The 18,213-nt window shown below is 50.5% G+C and carries 11 protein-coding genes; 3 read left to right on the plus strand and 8 right to left on the minus strand.

Annotated elements, in window-relative coordinates; translation table 11 throughout:
• Positions 1-8 precede the first annotated feature (8 nt).
• The 3 genes from HHL17_RS32935 to HHL17_RS32945 all read right to left on the minus strand — a co-directional run bounded on the left by HHL17_RS32935 (position 9) and on the right by HHL17_RS32945 (position 5,597).
• On the minus strand, positions 9-3,404 hold the full coding sequence (locus HHL17_RS32935) for a SusC/RagA family TonB-linked outer membrane protein (RefSeq protein WP_240976023.1): 3,396 nt from the start codon (positions 3,402-3,404) through the stop codon (positions 9-11).
• Between the two features lie 242 nt (positions 3,405-3,646).
• The gene (locus HHL17_RS32940) at positions 3,647-4,804 is read right to left on the minus strand and encodes a FecR domain-containing protein (protein ID WP_169229039.1); all 1,158 of its coding nucleotides are present in this window, start codon (positions 4,802-4,804) and stop codon (positions 3,647-3,649) included.
• A 193-nt stretch (positions 4,805-4,997) separates the two neighbouring features.
• Positions 4,998-5,597 carry an RNA polymerase sigma factor gene (locus HHL17_RS32945; protein ID WP_169229040.1) on the minus strand — a complete coding sequence of 200 codons (600 nt, stop codon included), beginning with the start codon at positions 5,595-5,597 and terminating at the stop codon, positions 4,998-5,000.
• A 263-nt stretch (positions 5,598-5,860) separates the two neighbouring features.
• Between HHL17_RS32945 and HHL17_RS32950 the strand changes: the two genes are divergently transcribed.
• The 3 genes from HHL17_RS32950 (at position 5,861) to HHL17_RS32960 (ending at position 12,282) form a co-directional block, all read left to right on the plus strand.
• Positions 5,861-7,021 carry an SGNH/GDSL hydrolase family protein gene (locus HHL17_RS32950; RefSeq protein ID WP_240976024.1) on the plus strand — a complete coding sequence of 387 codons (1,161 nt, stop codon included), beginning with the start codon at positions 5,861-5,863 and terminating at the stop codon, positions 7,019-7,021.
• A gap of 169 nt (positions 7,022-7,190) precedes the next feature.
• Complete coding sequence (locus HHL17_RS32955; RefSeq protein WP_169229042.1) at positions 7,191-11,333, plus strand: RHS repeat-associated core domain-containing protein; 4,143 nt, start codon at positions 7,191-7,193, stop codon at positions 11,331-11,333.
• Between the two features lie 25 nt (positions 11,334-11,358).
• On the plus strand, positions 11,359-12,282 hold the full coding sequence (locus HHL17_RS32960) for a hypothetical protein (RefSeq protein ID WP_169229043.1): 924 nt from the start codon (positions 11,359-11,361) through the stop codon (positions 12,280-12,282).
• A 54-nt stretch (positions 12,283-12,336) separates the two neighbouring features.
• Here the strand turns inward: HHL17_RS32960 and HHL17_RS32965 are convergent, their stop codons facing one another.
• From HHL17_RS32965 to HHL17_RS32985, 5 genes are all read right to left on the minus strand, one after another.
• Positions 12,337-13,155: a hypothetical protein gene (locus HHL17_RS32965; RefSeq protein WP_169229044.1), complete on the minus strand. Its 819-nt coding sequence runs from the start codon at positions 13,153-13,155 to the stop codon at positions 12,337-12,339.
• Between the two features lie 37 nt (positions 13,156-13,192).
• On the minus strand, positions 13,193-13,993 hold the full coding sequence (locus HHL17_RS32970; RefSeq protein WP_169229045.1) for a hypothetical protein: 801 nt from the start codon (positions 13,991-13,993) through the stop codon (positions 13,193-13,195).
• A 157-nt stretch (positions 13,994-14,150) separates the two neighbouring features.
• The gene (locus tag HHL17_RS32975) at positions 14,151-16,388 is read right to left on the minus strand and encodes a CocE/NonD family hydrolase (RefSeq protein WP_206156244.1); all 2,238 of its coding nucleotides are present in this window, start codon (positions 16,386-16,388) and stop codon (positions 14,151-14,153) included.
• Positions 16,389-16,414: 26 nt separating this feature from the next.
• Complete coding sequence (locus tag HHL17_RS32980) at positions 16,415-17,134, minus strand: LytR/AlgR family response regulator transcription factor (RefSeq protein ID WP_169229046.1); 720 nt, start codon at positions 17,132-17,134, stop codon at positions 16,415-16,417.
• A 9-nt stretch (positions 17,135-17,143) separates the two neighbouring features.
• A complete protein-coding gene (locus HHL17_RS32985; RefSeq protein ID WP_169229047.1) occupies positions 17,144-18,199 on the minus strand; it encodes a sensor histidine kinase in 1,056 nt (351 codons plus the stop codon).
• Positions 18,200-18,213: the final 14 nt, after the last annotated feature.

Here is an 18,213-nt window from a genome sequence, read left to right on the forward strand (position 1 = left end):
ATTTAGCGTTAAAATCCGAGGTTCACCCCTACGTTGAACACCCGTTGCACCGGATAGCCGAGACCGTTACCTCCCATTTCCACATCCCATAGTTTGAAATTGCTGAAGCTAAGCAGGTTGAAGCCGTTGGCGTAGAGGCGCAACTGGCTGAGGCCATAGCGTTTCAGTCCGCGCGGCGGGAGGGTATATCCCAGTTCCACGGTTTTGAGCCGCAGGAAGGCGCCGTTGCGCATCCACCAGGTGGAAGTCTGGAGATTATTGTTCTGGTAGCTGTAGCTGAGACGTGGCCAGAAGGCATACAGGTCGCGGTTGTTTTCAGACCAGTGGTTGTCCGCGATTACCTGTAGCAGGCCGTGCTGGTCAACGGTTGGTGACCCCTCATAGTGGCCGGTGATAAAAGGCGCAATGGCGCCGGGGTTGATGAAGATGGATGAACGGCCGGACCCCTGGAAGAACGCGCTGATATCGAATGCGCCGTAACCGAAGGTGAAACCGAAGCCGTAGTTGAGTTCCGGGGTGGTAGGGTAACCGATGGGCACTTTATCCAGATCGGTAATCTGACCGTCGCCGTTGATGTCTTTGTATTTGATATCACCGGCCATGTACTTGCCGTAGTTCTGGCGCGGGGAGTTCAGCACCTCGTGTTCGTCCATGAAGTAACGTTCGGCCACGAGGCCCCACACCTGCGCGATAGGGTAACCAACACGGGAGAGGTACTTGTTCTGCTCGGGATATAGCGGTTCTTCGTTGACCAGTATTTTGCTGGTGGCATAAGTGAAGGTACCGCGTACCTGCAGCCAGGTCTTTTTGCCGAAGTTGTGTTTGTATTCCATTGTCATGTCCACACCACGGCCTTCAGCGATGCCTACGTTGGCCTGCGGTGTGCCATACAGCCCCATGGTAGTGGGGATGTAGGCGCGTGACATCAGGATGTTGGTACGGCGCTCGTGGAAGAAGTCAGCTTCCAGGTGCAGGTTTTTAAACAGCTCCAGTTCGAAGCCCAGGTTGGTTTTGTAGGCTTTCTCCCAGGTGATGTCCCTGTTCTCATAACGGTTGATACGAACACCCGGTCTGCCTTCTGTGAAATTCTCACCAAACGTATAACCGTTGCCGCCAGCCAGGTCGATGTTGGACAGGTAGAAGAAGCGGTCATAGGTGTTGCCGATCTGGTCATTACCCACCAGGCCATAGGTGGCGCGGAGTTTCAGCCGGGACACGACCGGCAGCAGTCCGGAGAAAAATGCTTCATTGCTCACGGTCCAGCCACCGCCGATAGACGGGAAGAAGCCCCAGCGGTGATTTTTATCGAATCTTTCGGAGCCGTTGTAGCCGAAATTAAATTCCATCATGTAACGGTCGTCGTAAGCGTAGGTGAACCTGCCGGAGACCCCCTGGTTGCGGCGTGGCAGCGAAGCGATAAGCGAGCCTGCATTGGCGCTCAGCTGGTTGTTGAGGATGGTGATAAGCATGCCGTTGATGGCGTGGCGGTCGTTGATCACTTTATCATAGTTGACTGCTGCTTCCATGTAGGTAAATGTGGTCACCTGCTTGTCGCCCGGGCTGTAGTTCAGGTATTCCGTGCCTTGTGTTTCATTGAGCAGGGTGAGGCCACGGAGGCCTTCTTCGGGGTCAATGCTGACACTGTAGTAGAACGGATTGAATTTCCGGCTCATGTTGAAGAACGAATACCTTTTGGTATAGGCCATCATTCTGGCTGACAAGCCTTTGGTGATGAAGTTGAAATTTTGTTTCAGTTCTAACTGGGCGATCAGCGTGGAAGAAGTTTCCTGCTGAAAGCCGGACACTGCATTGGCGAACGGGTTGGTGTAGAAACTGCCATCGTCGGCTTTCATATTGCCAAAGAGGGGATGTTTCTCATCGGGTGCGAAGCTGGCAGGAAAATAAGCGGGGAAGCGCACGGGCGTGGCACTCATGGCCTGTCGGAATATTTCACCGCCACCGCCGATAGGCCCGTTGTAATCGGAGAACCTGCCGGAGGTCCGCACAACGGCATCCGTGGTGGGGGTGAGTTTTATATTGATGTTGGAGCGTATTTCGTAGTTGCGCGTTTTAACGTTGCTGTTGAAGTTGTTATCGTTGATGGTGCGCAGCACGCCGTTATCGATGTTGTAGGTGGCGCCGATATAATATTGCGCCCTTTCCACGCCGCCATTGAGATTGAGATTATAACGCTGGTTGTTGGTGGTGCCTTTCACCAGTTCATCGATCCAGTTGTTGTTAGGATAAACGTAAGGATCGTCACCGGCGGCGGTATGCGCTATCTGGCTTTGTGTATAGGGCCTGTTGGTCAGTGGTTCCCGCGTGATGACTGCTTCATTGGCCTGTTTCATATAGGTGATGTTGTCTGCCAGTTTGAAGTTGCGGGTATTGGAGGAGGTGGAGTTTTCAACGCGTACGTTAAACCTTGTCTTGCCCAGCTGGCCTGACTTGGTGGTAACGAGGATCACGCCGTTGGCTCCTCTGGCGCCGTATAACGAAGAAGCGGTGGCATCTTTGAGGATAGAGAACCCTGCGATGTCGTCGGGCTGGATGCGGGCGAGATCGTTGGGCGTCATTTCCATGCCATCGATGAGGATGAGTGGATCTACTTTACCGCTGCCGAAGGAGGTGATGCCGCGGATGAAGAACTCGGCGTTGTCGCGGCCGGGTTCTCCGCTGCGCTGGAAGGAGATCACGCCGGCCAGCCTGCCTGCCATCATGGTGGTGAGGTTGCTGGTAGGGCCTTTCAGCTCTTTGGGGTTGATGGTGGTGACAGCGCCCACCATACTGGTTTTTTTCTGGGTACCGTAGGCTACCACGGCGACTTCATTCAGTTTGCTGTCTACCGGCTCCAGTACGGCGGTGATCATACCGCTGCGGGCCACCGGTATTTCTTTTTTGTCGAAGCCGATGTACGTGAAGATGAGGACATCTTTCGCGGGCATGCGCATGGTGAAGTTACCGCCGGCATCCGTCTGGACGCCTTTTTTGGGGTCTGACTTCAGGGTGACGGACACGCCGGGCAGGGACAGGCCGCTGCTGTCGGTCACTTTTCCGCGGATGACGATAGTGGAGTCCGCAACAGCCGGATTACGTATAGGCGTCGGCGTTTCCTTTTCCCGGATGATAATGGTGGAGCCTACCACCGACCAGGTAAGGGGCAGATCTTTCATACAGGCTTTCAGGGCCTCTTCGAGGGAGGCATTGGATACGGCGATGTCGATACCCTGTGTACGTTGCAGCATCTGGCGGTCGCCGATAAAGCTGCATCCGGTTTGTTTGCGGATAGACTTCAGCACTTCCAGCAGGGAAGCGTTTTTCTGGTGAAGCGTTACCTGCTGGCCGAAAGCGCCGGCGGTAACCTGTAGGGTAGCTGCGATCATCAAGACGAGCGTGAGTTTCATAAACAGCAGAATTGTAGGGGGCAAGCCTCCGGCCTGCCTACCCCGTTTGACCTTTTGTTTAAAAAGCATAAATTGGGTACGCTTGGTTTAATGTGTTAAGAATTCATTCAGTCCACTGATGAAGGATTTAGACCGGGCAATACTCACCCGGACGCGTTGCGACCGCGTCTGGGTTTTTCTTCGGTTATCCTGTTCGGATGGAATTACATGTTGTTAATTTTGGTTGATACGATATGCTGTTTTTACGGTGATACGATAATCTTTCTGTTAACTGACCTGAAATGTATTTTTCCTGTGAGCTCCAGTATTTTCAATACTTCGCTCAGGTTTTCATTCCGTGAAATATCTCCTATAAATGCCTGGTTACTGATGTTGCCTTCATATTCCACTTGTATATCATACCAGCGTTCCAGCTGTGGCATGATGTCGCGGATATTGCCGTTGAAAATAAAGCGGCCTTCTTTCCAGGCCATTTCCTGGTCGGTGTCTACCGTACGGAGCGTAAAGGCATCGCTGCCTTTGGGCAGTACCGACTGCTGACCGGGTGACAGTTGCAGGGTGTTGTTGCCGGCGGTGACGGCTACTTTGCCTTCTGCGAGGGTGGTGCGTATCTGGGTTTCCTCCGGATAGGCGCTGATCGTAAAATGGGTACCCAGTACGTTGACCTGCATGGAGCCAGCTTTTACGATAAAGGGTTTGTTCGCCTGCGGGGCCACTTCAAAATAAGCTTCTCCGCTGACCTCCACCGTACGGTCGTTGCCGTTAAACGCTACCGGAAAACGGATAGAAGAAGCTGCGTTTAGCCATACCCGTGTGCCATCCTGGAGCAGCAGCTGGTATTGTCCGCCCCGCGGGGTGGAGAGCGTATTGTATACGGTGGTGGCGGTTTCCCGTTGTGGATTGTACTGCAATAGTCCTGCTGTTATTTTCAGGACGTGGTTGGGTTTTGTAGCGCCTGCGGCGCCGGTGCTGTCCAGCTCAATGGTGGTGCCGTCTGCCAGTTGCAGCGTGGCGCGGCTGCTGCCGGCGGGGATGTTGGTCACCACCGCGACGGACGACTGTCTGCGAAAGGCAGTTTGTTGCCACAAAGCATAACCGGTGGCGGCCAATAATAGGGCTACACCTGCGGCGAGCGTACGTTTTCTTTTCCACCATGGCAACGGAATGATCCGGGCCGGTTGCTGGCGGTCCAGTTCACGCAGCATACGGTCCAGCAGCTCCCGGTCGGCCGGCAGCCATACGGGATGCTGTTCCAGCAGCAGGGTGTATTCGTCCAGCAGACTTTGTACTTCCTGTAGCGGTTGTCCGTGGATCCATTGCTCGAAGGCCGCATGTTCTTCAGGGGTGGCGGTCCCGGCAGCGTATCTTTTTACGAAGAGGCCTGCTTCTTCATTGTTCATAAAGCGACATTTTGGTTGCACAGCTATTAATAAGACACGCGTACACCAAAATAAGACAGGTCAGTTAGAAAAAAAATTTTTTAACTGTTGGGGAGATACGTAAATCATATTTTAAGTAGAATTACAAGATAAGTATGTGTGAAGATATCTTATCATGATGCCTGTCTCTTCGTCGCCCGTTGGCGTGTGACTGTTATAGACAATTGTCGAAGAGCGTCAGGAAAACCAGCAGGGAAGCGGTGATATCCCCGTGTTTCTGCAGATAATCACGGATAAAATCTGAAGCGGCATAGAGGTGTTGTTTCACAGCGGAAGAAGAGATATGCAGCTGGTCGGCGATCTCGTGGGTATTCAGCCCGCTTTCATGGCTCAGGCGGAATACCTCCTGGCGGCGTTTCGGCAATTTATTAATGGCGTCTTTGGCCAGCTCATAATATTGTTTGTATTGCAACAGCTCACCGGCATCGGCATTTTCGGGAGCATCTTCAGCGGCCATTAGTTGCTGTACCCGCATCTTCACCTTGGCGCTCCGGAAATAATTGAGTACCTGGTTGCGGGTAACGCGGAAGAGGAAACTACGTATGGAACGGATTTCTCCGAGTGTTTCCCGTTTCATCCAGATACGCGTAAAAACATTCTGGAGGATATCTTCCGCATCTTCGCGGGAACGGATAAAAAGATAAATGTAACGATATAACTCGCCGGCATGCTGTTCATACAGCAGTACAAAAGACGCTCTGTCGCCCTGGCACAGGTTGGTCGTCATAGCAGCATCATCAGGCAAGTTGTTCATATCAGGTCCATGAAATTACATCATCGCTGTTGGCAGCATTAGCAGCTTTAAGATAGCTAAATCAGATTAATAATCAAATTCCCAGGGCTAAAGCCCTGGGCTACAATAGATGACTTGCTTGGGTTGTCAGGTCCTAAAGCCGGTGAAAAGAGACTAAGCTGGAAAGAAATTAAATTATATCCCACAGCGTAGCCCAGGGCTTCAGCCCTGGGAATTTGAATGTTTCCATGTTGTCTATTATCTTGTTAGTAGAATGTTCCGTTATGAAAAAACTAGTTCCGGTATTGTTATTACTACTGGCCATGTTTCCTGCGTTGGCGCAACTGAAAAGCGAAACTTTTATTACCCGTTATGGCAACCTGGATAACACCTGGTATCAGATCAGTGCCCGTAAGCAGGCTACGGTAGCTTTCCTGGGAGGTTCCATTACCAATATGGAAGGCTGGCGCGGCAAGGTAGGGGATTATCTTGCCCGCACTTATCCGGCTACGGTTTTCTCCTTGCTGAATGCCGGTATCCCTTCGCTGGGCAGTTTGCCGCATGCTTTCCGGTTGCAGCAGGATGTGCTGGACAAAGGTCGTGTGGATTTGCTCTTTGTGGAAGCGGCAGTGAATGATAAAGTCAATAGTACGCCGGCAGCGGTGCAGCGGCGCGCGCTGGAAGGCATTATCCGGCACGCGCTCATTGCCAATCCGCATATGAACATTGTACTGATGGCTTTTGTGGACGAAGATAAAATGGCGGATTACCGGGCAGGGAAAGTACCGGCGGAAGTGGCGCTGCATGAGGAAATGGCGCGGCGTTACCAGCTGCCGTTTGTGGACCTGGCGAAGGAAGTCACAACACGTATTGACGCGGGGGAATTCTCCTGGAAGAATGATTTTAAAGACCTGCATCCGTCGCCATTTGGACAGGAGATTTACTTTAATACCATCCGGCAGCTGCTGGACAGTGCGTTCAACAGACCGGCGCCGCGGAAGGTGGTCGCGGCAAAAATCCCAGCGGTAACAGATCCGTTCAACTATGCCAACGGTCAATACGTAGACGTACATACGGCGAATCATCTGCAGGATTTTGTGGTAGATGAATCCTGGAAGCCATCGGACAAAGTGCATACCCGTCCGGGATTTGTGGAGGTGCCCATGCTGGTGTCCGGCACAACAGCGGCCTCTTTTGAGCTGCCTTTTACGGGGCGCACAGTAGGCGTGGCGCTGCTGTCAGGCCCCGATGCAGGCGTTATCCGGTATAGTATCGACGGAAAGCCGGAACAACAGATAGATACCCGTACACAATGGAGCCGCAGTCTTTATCTGCCATGGTACCTGGTACTGGGCGATGGGCTGACTACGGGGCCCCATACACTGAAAATCACCACTGTATCCGGCAGCGTCTGCCGTATTGTTCATTTTCTGGTTAACCAGTGAAAATCCATATTTCCAGGATAACAGCGGGAATTTCTCATATCATCAGATAGTTAATTTGTTACTCCGGGCAGGCCAATACTGGTTAGGATTTCTTATATTTATACATAAGAGTTAGGTCAAACCATTTTGTTCAATCCGGTCAGCTGAAAGTGGCCCCCAAACCATATCGATGTTAGTCACAAATAAACATTTTACGCCAGTCCTGGGGCTGGATATCCACATCGTTATCCTGTTAGGTTTTCCTGTGCCGTTGCCTCATCCTTACATAGGGCTGGTGGTGGACCCCATGGACTATATCCCCTTTATGGGCGCCTCTACCAAAATCAACCACGTGCCAAGAGGAAAGAGCGACACCAGCGGAATGCTGGTATTTCTCTTTCACATCCCGATGGGTGGTCCGTTTTTGCTGGCTCCCATGATAGGACATGATTCGGTGAATTTTTTTGGCAGCAAGAAAGTAAAGGTGGAAGGTAACCTGATGAGCCCATCAGGACATATGTTAATGACCTGCAACGATATCGGAATGCCGCTGTCCCTGCAACCAGGGAAAAAATTTATTCCCATCCCCAGCCTGTACCTCCCTACTTCTTATTCTATTCCGTTGTCTTTCGGAAAACCGGTAATGGTAGGAGGGCCTTTTGTGCCGGATTGGGCGGGTGTATTGCTGAACCTCATCATGTCGTTTGGTTTTGGGGCGCTGATGAAAGGTGTTGGCAAACTGGGTAAAAAAGCACTGACAAAATTCAACAATAAACTACAGAAAAAAATAGGCAGCAATAAACTCAGCAGTTTCCTGTGTAAAAAAGGATTGGAGCCGGTAGACCTGGTGCAGGGCATTGTTATTTATGACTATACTGATTTTGAGCTGCCAGGGCCTATTCCATTGAAATGGGAGCGGTCATGGAATAGCGACAGTCCTTTTGAAGGACTGCTGGGGCATGGCAACCACCTGAAGTATGACATGCGCCTGGAGGAACTGCCGACGGAAGGCGCTACTGCTGTACTATTGGGAGATGGCCGTACTGCTGTATTTGACGCGCTGCCCTTTGCTGGTAATACTGATTACAACCGGCACGAAAGACTACAGCTTACACGTACCCATCACGATGAATTTGCATTGTTTCAACAGGATAACCGCTATACCTGTATCTTCCGCAAGATACATCCGCAGGACGAACAATACCGGCTGATGAGCATCAGCACAGAAACCGGTTTCCTGGTAAGTTTCCATTACAATGCATCTGGCCATCTGTTGCGTGTTATCGATAGCGCCGGCCGTCATCTGCTAATGACCAGCGATGACAGAGGGCGCATCCTCAGCGTCATCGGCCGTCATCACGGGGAGGAGAAAGTACTGGTGCGTTATGCCTATAACGAAGATGGCGACCTGCTTACTATTACGGACGCGCTGGACCAGACGACCCATATTACCTATCGTGACCATTTGATGGTGAAAAAGACAGGCCGCGACGGCGTTTCTTTTTATTGGGAATACGACCGGCAACAACGCTGTACACATTCTTTCGGCGATGGCGGTGTGCTGGAAGGGTTTATTGCTTACAATCCCAAAGCAGGATACAATGAAGTCACCAATGCACAGGGACATATCACCACCTACTATTATACACCGGACTTCGTAGTGCATCAGGTAAAAGACCCGTTAGGCAATTCCATATTTTATGAATACACGCCTGATATGGAAATTTACCGGGTGATAGATGCGGAAGGTAACGTTACCGGTTATACGTATGATGACAGGGGACTGAAAACGGGTATGGTGAAGCCAGATGGATCGGAGACAAGGGCTATCTACGATGAGCAGGGCAAACTCATCAGCGTCACAGACGCAGAAGGGAACAGCCGCACTTTTATTTATTATGCCGGCTCAGGTCTGTTGCATACCATCACAGAGCAAGATGGGCGCATACGGATATACCGGTATAATGAACGGCATTTGCTAAGACGTATTGAGGAAGAAAACGATAGTGCTACCACGATCACCTACGACGAGGACCACAACGTACAAAGTGTGACGATGGCCGATGGCTCTCACAGCGAATGGAGCTACGACGCCTGGGGACAATGCCTGACGCTAACAAATCCATTCCGTGAGCAACAGCAGTTCCGTTATGATGCACTGGGCCGCACCACAGATGTATGGCTGCCGGACGGTAACCACATCCAGCTGGAGTACAATGCTTACGAGGAAGTGGTGACTGCCAGGGATAAACAACATGAAGTACATTATGAATATACTGCGCTGGGCAGCCTGAAAAAGCGGGAGGAAAACGGGAAAAAGACACATTATGTCTATAACCGGGATGAACAACTGACAGCCATTGTGAACACACTGGGAGAAACTTACCGGTTTGCCCGTAACGCAGCAGGACAGGTTGTGTCAGAAACCGGGTTCGACGGGATAGTCCGCCGTTTTGAACGCGACAGTGCCGGACGTGTTATCCAGGTACATCGTCCGGGTAACCAGTGGACGCGTTTTGAATATAGTGTCAACGGAGATTTGTCGCGCGTGGAGTGGAACGACGGCAGCTGGGAGACGTTCAACTACAATCGCAACGGCCAAATCATTGAAGCGGCCAACAACAATAGCGTGGTACGTTTCAAAAGAGATGGTGCCGGCAATATCATCACAGAGTGGCAGGACGGTTGCGTAATCAATAATCGCTACAATACGGACGGTAAACGGATAGCGCTGAAAAGCAGCCTGGGAGCAGATATAAAAATGCAGTGGGACAACTTTGGCGCGCTCACCGGTATATCGGCTGACACAGCGGATAATGATCCATGGATAGCACATATTCAGCGTAATTTGCTGGGCCTGGAAACAGAACGAACGTTGCCGGGAGGCGTTAAGAGCTGCTGGACTTATCATCCTGGTTCATCAGCTGCAGGAACGCCGGATGTTCATCAGGTATACAGTAACGGAAGTATCACCCGGCACCGGCAATACCACTGGGATGCCAACCAACGGCTCAAACAGTTACTGGACGCGCAAACCAGAGGTATTATCAACTATGGTTATGATGAATCGTCTTACCTGGTATGGGCACAATATGAAGATGGTAATTATGATTACCGCGTACCCGATAAAGGCGGCAACCTGTATAAAATGCAAACGCGGAATGACCGTAAATACAGCGAGGGGGGAAGATTACAGGAAACAGACACAGCCCGCTTTACTTACGATCAGGAAGGGTATCTGCGTAAAAAAATAGTAACTAAATCAGGCTCACCGGAAATCTGGGAATACGACTGGTATGCCAATGGTATGTTGAAAACAGTACTGCGCCCGGACCAGAAAACAGTCTCTTTCCGGTATGATGCATTGGGTCGCAGAACAGAAAAGATTTTTAATGGACAGGTCACCCGGTATGTTTGGGATACCAACAAATTATTGCATGAATGGTCTTACCCGCTGTCTGAAAAACCGGTGATCGCGATAAACGAATATGGAGAACTGGCAATGGACCGTCCTGAACCAGTGCCCCCGGAAAGCCTTGTCACCTGGATATTTGATGAGGGTACGATGTGCCCTGCAGCTAAGCTCACGGCAACAGGCCGGTATACTATCCTCACAGATCATCTGGGAACTCCCTGTGAAGCGTATGACGGGCAGGGAGCGAAAATATGGGCGGCTGAATTGGATATTTATGGGAATGTGCGTAAGTTCGAAGGAGCGAAGGACTTTATACCCTTCCGTTTTCAGGGACAGTATGAAGATGCGGAAACCGGTTTGTACTATAACCGTTTCCGTTATTACAGCCCCGAAGAAGGACAATACATCAGTCAGGATCCGCTGGGACTGTTAGGGAATGGCGCTACCCTGTACGCCTATGTAAAAGATCCCAATGCCTTTATCGATGCTTTTGGCCTGGAATGCCGCAAGGCACAGTTAAGGGCGGCGGGTGTACCCGAAGGCCCGGGAGTATATCATATCGAACATGATGGAAAGGTATACACCGGCTCGGCAGACAATCTGCTGGAAAGGCTGGCCAGCGGGGAGAAGAAACACAAAAAAGCGACAGAAATGTTGTTTGACGCCGAGGGTAAAATGAGGGAAGATGTAACACTCACTATCAAAAAGGTAGACATGGGCGATCTCAGCCAGGTGCCTATTGCGGAAGGACGAGCTAAAAACCACGTGCTGCGCAGCTTTGAGCAGGAAGTAATGGACGACAACGGCAACGTGCCCAAAATGAACGGATCACAAAACTCCATCCGGGCGGCGGCAGAAAACAGAGTGGACGAATTCCAGGGAGAACGTGATCTGGCCGGCGCAGATTGGACCGAATAAAAATTTTAATCTAAATAAATCAGGAATGCCTATCAGTTATATCGGTAAAATTATTCCTTCGGGCACACCCCGCTGGCTCATGGGACAAACACTGCATACCGCGGAAAAAGAGAAATTCAAAGGATACAAAGACAGAGGGTTGGAATGGGGTGTTGTGGAAAAAAACAAACTGGCTGATATTGATTTCCTGGAGCTGTGGCCTGACGATACCAACACCACGGAAATACCGCCTGTAGTGGCTACTTTGCCAAATCTTAAAACGCTGATCATCCCTTCGTGGTTTGTACCACATCTGAAAGCGGAAAATCTGCCACCCAGCCTGGAAGCATTGCAGGTAGGCGTATTGAGCGATAACAAGCCTAAAGTGAACTGGGATAAGTCACTTGTGCTGAAACATATTAATCTGCTTGACCTGGGAAGGGTGGCGTCTGACTTTTATGCGGACAGCTTCCCGGGGCTTTCTACTACATTGACGATCACACTTGGCAATAAAAAGCTGGACCCCTCCGAAATAGGAAAATGCCCCCACCTGAAAAACCTGTTCCTCTATAAGGCCGACACCGTGGAAACACTCAACCAGGCAGGCGCAGACTCCCTGCAGTTTGCTGGCTGGATGGAAGGCAAACACGAAGATTTTAAAGGGTTAAAAGGGTATGGCCAGCTCTGTGATGCAGAAATCAAATGGAATAAGAAACTGGTATCGCTGGAAGGCCTGGAACATCTTTCCAAACTGGAACGACTGGATATTTCCGATTGTTCCAAACTGGAACACCTGGGCAATATCATGCATATCAAAACCCTGCAATGGTTTCGGATAATGGACAGCGGCAAAGCCTGGACCACCCATATTGATGATATTAAAGCCAAATTTACCAAGGCCGGATTCGGGAAGATCCGGTTTGAACCGGATGGCAACTACTCGCTGCTGGAAATATGGCGCAATGCATAAAACAAAAAACCGCCTTCATTACGAAGGCGGTTTTTTCGTTAATAACGGTAACGACTATTGATAGTATTCAAAAACTGCTACTTCAGTACCAGGAGACTGGTCAAACAGGAAGGTGGCCGTTCTTTTGATGACTTTGTTTTTCTCATCATATACGTATACATAAGTGTTGGTGCGGTCAGCCTGTCCTGCCTGGACCCTTGTCTGTGTCAGGATGTTGTTGGTATTGAATGCTTCCGGTGCAAAACCACCATCCATAGTAGCGGCTCCCAGTGGCGCCTGCCAGCTTGGTTTATCATCAAACGTGTAGGTGTCTGTGTAAGTGTAGCTGAGTTTTTCAACGCCGTTATCGGTGTAGAAGCCTTCGTGCACTACTTTGGTAATGTTGTTGCCTGTCCACACAATAGAATCTGTGCTGCCTTTGGTGACGTTTGGTTTCAGACCACCGTAACGGAATACCTTCTCCAGTTTGCCGCTGGCATTGTAACGGGCGGAATCATAATACAGGTAATCGGTGGCTTTTCCCGGATTGATGATCTTCTGGATCTTGTTGTCTACATACACAAATTGCGCTAACAGCTCGTTAGGCCCAAATACTTTTGATTCAGCGTAAGTAGTTTCCCAGATTTCAGATACTTTGCTGTTGGCGTATTTCACGGTGGTAATACCGCCGCCTACGTCTGTACCATCGATGTAACCGTATGCTATTTTGGATACAGTTTTGTCGTTGTTGTACTCAATGCGGGTAGTGTCTGTTATGCTGTACATGCCTTTCAACAGGCCAGTGGTCGGGTTTTCAGATGGTGCGTCCTCTTTTTTGGAACAGGCAGCAAATAATACGGCGATGCCCGCCAGTGCGAGTAATTGTTTCTTCATAGGTTGTTATGTGTGATTTAATAATTGAATAGTTCGCTTATTGGTAATAGTCAAAAACGGTGACCTGCGTGCCGGGTCCTTCGTCGAACTGATAGGTAGCAGTTCTTTGTGTTACTTTGTTTTTATTGTTGTATTGATATTGAAAAGTATTGGTGCGATCGGGTTTTCCGGCTTCAGACCTGACTACTTTTACTGCATTGTTGGCATTAAAGGGTTCTGCGATAAAAGTACCGTCCAGCATGGAAGGCATGATGTCCGTGTATACGTTGGGTTTATCGTCGAAGGTATACACGTCTGTATACGCGGCGCCGCCATTTCCATCTATGCTTTCACGGATTACCTTGGTAATGTTGCTGCCTGTCCACACCAGTGAATCAGTATTGACAATAACCGCTTGTGTGTTATGGTTGCCAATGTGGAATATTTTTTCCATTTTACCATTGTTATACCGGATTGAATCAACAATGCTATAGTCGGCATTCTCCCGCATCCTGATTTTCTGGATGTTGTTGCCCACATAAGTCACCCATACCATTTGTTGTTTGGGGCCAAACACCAATGACCCGTTGTAGGTGCTTTCCCATATTTCTGAAACTTTGCCACTAACATATTTCATGGTAACAATACCACCGCCTACTTCCGTATCATCGATGAAGCCATAACGTACGGTAGATACGGTTTTGTCGTCATTGTATTCATAACGGCTGGTATCTGTTACGTTGTACATACCTTTCAGCAGGCCGGTGAATGCGTTTGTTGCTGGTTGTGGATCATCCTTTTGGGAACAGGCAGCAAACAACAGAGCCATGCCCGCTAACGCGAGTAACTGTTTTTTCATAGGTTGTTATGTGTGGTTTACTATTTCAATGGTTTTCTATGGTATACAAACTTGGGTCTGTTACTGTCGACTGCTAAAATATATTCTATTTTGTTTATATCAAAGTATTTGTAAATAAAAATATTACGATTAATGTATTCTTATCAAGTCATCTTTTCTAGTGTGTGATACCGATCCGGACATAACTGTCGTTTCTCCACAGCAGCTTCACTGGCTCATCGGCATCGGTCATAGTTTCTTCGCTGACATCTTTTCCCGTACCATAATTGACCTGTTCAAAAGGATTTTGGTTGATGTTGATCACCACCACCAGCCGGCTGCCTTTTGATAATTGTTTGCTGATCATACGGGTATTACTAAACGAAATAGTGTTGATGTTACCGGGTGTCAATAGTTGGCGCTTCTCCAGGCTGGCCGCATAACTGGCCCGTCCGAGAAAATAGGAGAGCTGAAAATACCGCCCATCGGGTGTTTGCTCATATAGGTCGATACCAAGGTCCACGTCTTTTTTATTGGGGATGACCTGTAGTTGACCAAGGAAAGACCCATTGATGGTAATATCAGCTGGCAACGGCTCGCTGACAAACATCAGTCCGTTGGCGGTATTGATACTGCTGTCGATCAGGCTGGAAAGAATGTAATTACCGGTAAATTCGCTGTTCCTGTCGGATAGATCTGCCTGCTGTGGCAGGAAGGCGGTATCCGTCGGTGGTTGTTGCAACAGCCGCTGCGGCGCGAGGTAGAACGTCAGTGTATCATTATTCATCTGACGCAGTGAGGATACATGCTTCCACTGATTGGTGCCCATCACCTGGTAATTGATACGGTCTTTCAGCAATGCGGGTTTGGGAGCGCCTTTCAGGATATAGTCAAACCATTGATAAATCAACTGATGGATACTGATACGTGCCACGCTGTCCAGCGTATAGCCGTTGAGGTAGGGAGCCGGTACATGCTGGCAACCGAGATGATCATAAGGCCCGATCACGAGATAATGTTCCGCGTTGGGCCGGTACCGTAAGTGTTCCCGGAAATAATACATGGCGCCGATTTGTGCTCCATCGAAATAACCGGTAGTACTCAATATGGGGATGTTTATCCGGGAGAAATCTTCTTTATAGGCCGTCATGCTCTGCCAGTAAGCATCGTAAGCCGGATGGGAAAGCCAGCGGCGGAAGATAGGGTTAGGCGTGCCGTCCATGCTATCCAATGTTTGATAGGCCGCGCCGCTGTGATACCAGTTGAACTGCATATTGTTCCAGCGGCCCCGGTCGTTGTACGTTACATTGTCCAGGAACTTGTTGTTCGTAACATAAGGCACCCACGGATATACGAAACTCATGAACACGTTATTTTCCTTAGGCACATCATAACCCGGTACCACGGCGGCTGATGGGACGATGGTTTTCAGCGCAGGCGGTACGCCGTGTTTGATAGCAGCCCACTGTGTGAAGCCTACGTAACTGCCGCCGTACATACCGATACTGCCGTTGCACCAGGACTGACGGCTGATCCAGTCGATCACGTCGCGGGCATCATTGCCATCGTGTTCATAAGGTTCCGTTATATCCGGGCTGAGGCGCTTTCCCCTGGTATTGGCCACTACGCCTACATAACCTTTGTCGGCCGCCTCTTTGGCGATAGTGAGGTTAACTTCATCTGTGTAGATGGTGAAGAAAAAGATAACTGGCAACGGCCCCTGCTGGTGCCTGGGCCTCACTACCATCACGGACACGCTGGCGCCGTCGCGGGTGCGTATCAGCAGGCTGTCGCGGATAAGGTACTGCTGCCGGTCCACCTGTTGCAGCAACGGCGCTGCCATCGCGGCAATGCGGGGCATCAGCTGCCACGCAGTATACCGCTGGCATAACTGTATGGCGTCCGGGAGTGTGATACTATCCTGTCCGGCCTGTTGCGCCAGCTGCCGTTGCAGATCGGCGGCGAGGGAAGCGCTGTCGTCAGTATACCAGTTATCGAGGGCATAACGGCTGGCGGCGTGCAGCCGTGCCAGTGATGCCCGGAACGATTCCGGGAAAGCTTTGTCCATTGGCTGTTTGCGCAGCATGGCGTTGGCGTAGGTTTCATACTGGATGAACCGGATCGCTGCTTTTTCAGGATCGCTCTTTGCATAAGCGGCGCGGTATTGCTGAATGGTATGGAGCGCGGCGGCATATTGCCGGGCGGTTAGTTGTACCATCAGCAACTGTTGCAGGTAGGCCCATGTATCTGGTCCGGGCTGGAGCCGTGGCAGCACTTTTGCAGCTAACGCGGGCATCTCTTGGGCGAGTATCCCGGGTTGAGTGGTGGCTTCGCGTGGAAACGGAATTGACTGCGCAACGGCGCTCCCGTAGAGGCATAACAATGCCGGCAGGAGAATAGATCTCTTGAAAATCATCTTACAAAATATTAAAGGGAGAAGGATTACATTTTATTCCATTGTTTGAAACGGACGCTCTGTCGGCCGGACACGATGACGGATATGTCGCCCCGGATGGTCAGCTGTAGCCGGCCTCCGTCGATAGGAGTAATGTCGGTGATATAACGGGCATGGACCAACTGATTCCGGTTGGCCCGGAAAAAGCAGGTGGGATCAAGCCGTTCTTCCAGCTGATTCAGCGAGGTCTTGATCAATGCCTGCCTGCCGGCTGACCAGATGCGGGCGTAGTTGTTGACCGACTCCACCAGGTAGATATCGTTTTGCCGCAGGAAAAAACACTGATCGCCATCTTTGATGAACAACTGTTTATCGGGCACTATGCTGCCGGACAATGCCGCCCGCTCCCGTACCTTGGTACGGTGTTTCTCCATGGCCTGTGCAAACCGCTCTGTACGAAAGGGTTTCAGCAGGTAATCCAGCGCATTGTTATCGAAAGCCTGAACGGCATAGGTGTCATAGGCCGTTGTAAAAATAACATCGGGCACGTCCGTGAGGCTGGCCAGCAGTTCGAAGCCACTGGCGCCGGGCATCTGCACGTCGAGAAATAACAGGCCGGGCTGCACATCCCGGACCAGTTCAAGGGCCTCGGGCACATTACGTGCTTCTCCCGCCACCTCGTAATCGGTGTAGGGCTGCAACGCCCGTTTGATCTCTTCCCGGGCGGCACGCTCATCATCTATGATCACTACCTGTATCTTTTGCATACTGTTTTTTTATGGCCGCTGCACAGCAGGAATGGAAACAACGGATAGTACCTGTTCTTCCGGCAACGCTGTTATCTGGAAAGAGGCCCGTCCCTGAAACTGCAGCAGCAACCGCTCGCGCAGGTTACGGATGCCCAGTCCGCCGGAGGTGGATGATTGTAATACCCCCGGATTTTGTACGGACAAGAGGATATGGGCGCCTTGCTGCGTAACGTTGATCGCTACGCAGCCGCCTGCTATACTATGTGCAATGCCGTGTTTGATCGCGTTTTCCACCATTGTCTGAATACTGAGGGGTGGAACGGAAATGCCTGTCAGTGCCGGGTCTACCCGGATGTCTACCTGTAACCGGTCTTCAAAACGCAACTTCTCCAGTTCCAGGTAATCGCTGACCAGTTGCAGTTCTTCGGGTAGCGTCACCAGTTGGTCGGACCGTTTGTACAGCGCATTGCGCAGCAGGTCGGAAAGGAGGTCTATCGCTCTGCGTGCCAGCGCCGGGTCTTCCAGCACCAGTGATTTGATATTGTTCAGAGAATTAAAAAAGAAATGAGGATTGAGTTGAGCGGTGAGATTGTCGAGCTGCATCTCCTTAGCCAGCAGCTGTAACCGTGCATTCTCGCGGGCAGCAGCATTTTGTTGCTGGGCATAATGATACAGGTGCCACGCCAGTACCCATACGGCCATGGTGCGGATCCCGGTCATAAATGGTACCTGGCTGTTGGTTTGCAGGTATTGGAAGAAGGGCTGCGCATGATAGCCCCACCAGTAGAAACGCAGTGTTACCGCGAGAGTGAAACAAATAGCCAGTATCACAATGGCGGGCATGATGCGCAGCATTAGCGGTTTGGGGCGTAACAGGTGCCAGCTATGTTGCAGCGCAAACCGGCGGTAGCCATGCGTCAGCAACAGGTTGACGCCGATGTCCGCTACAAAATTGAGCGCTGCAAAGGAGTAGCTAAAAGTCGGACTACGGACAAAAGCGTCCACCTCCCAGTAAAGGGCGGCGATCGTCCAGCCTGCCAGCTGGCATTGCCAGTACGGTGAAAGAGGTGTCTGCTTTTTCATACCAGACAAAGTAA

Origin of the sequence: Chitinophaga fulva (assembly GCF_012927205.1) — a bacterium.
In the GTDB taxonomy this organism is placed as follows: Bacteria; Bacteroidota; Bacteroidia; order Chitinophagales; family Chitinophagaceae; genus Chitinophaga; species Chitinophaga fulva.

Excerpts from the sequence above, each read along its gene's own strand:
- HHL17_RS32980 (WP_169229046.1), bottom strand. The coding sequence starts at position 17,134 with ATGCAAAAGATACAGGTAGTGATCATAGATGATGAGCGTGCCGCCCGG.
- HHL17_RS32955 (WP_169229042.1), top strand. The coding sequence starts at position 7,191 with ATGTTAGTCACAAATAAACATTTTACGCCAGTCCTGGGGCTGGATATC.
- HHL17_RS32965 (WP_169229044.1), bottom strand. The coding sequence starts at position 13,155 with ATGAAGAAACAATTACTCGCACTGGCGGGCATCGCCGTATTATTTGCT.
- HHL17_RS32975 (WP_206156244.1), bottom strand. The coding sequence starts at position 16,388 with ATGATTTTCAAGAGATCTATTCTCCTGCCGGCATTGTTATGCCTCTAC.
- HHL17_RS32985 (WP_169229047.1), bottom strand. The coding sequence starts at position 18,199 with ATGAAAAAGCAGACACCTCTTTCACCGTACTGGCAATGCCAGCTGGCA.
- HHL17_RS32940 (WP_169229039.1), bottom strand. The coding sequence starts at position 4,804 with ATGAACAATGAAGAAGCAGGCCTCTTCGTAAAAAGATACGCTGCCGGG.
- HHL17_RS32970 (WP_169229045.1), bottom strand. The coding sequence starts at position 13,993 with ATGAAAAAACAGTTACTCGCGTTAGCGGGCATGGCTCTGTTGTTTGCT.
- HHL17_RS32960 (WP_169229043.1), top strand. The coding sequence starts at position 11,359 with ATGCCTATCAGTTATATCGGTAAAATTATTCCTTCGGGCACACCCCGC.
- HHL17_RS32945 (WP_169229040.1), bottom strand. The coding sequence starts at position 5,597 with ATGAACAACTTGCCTGATGATGCTGCTATGACGACCAACCTGTGCCAG.
- HHL17_RS32950 (WP_240976024.1), top strand. The coding sequence starts at position 5,861 with ATGAAAAAACTAGTTCCGGTATTGTTATTACTACTGGCCATGTTTCCT.
- HHL17_RS32935 (WP_240976023.1), bottom strand. The coding sequence starts at position 3,404 with ATGAAACTCACGCTCGTCTTGATGATCGCAGCTACCCTACAGGTTACC.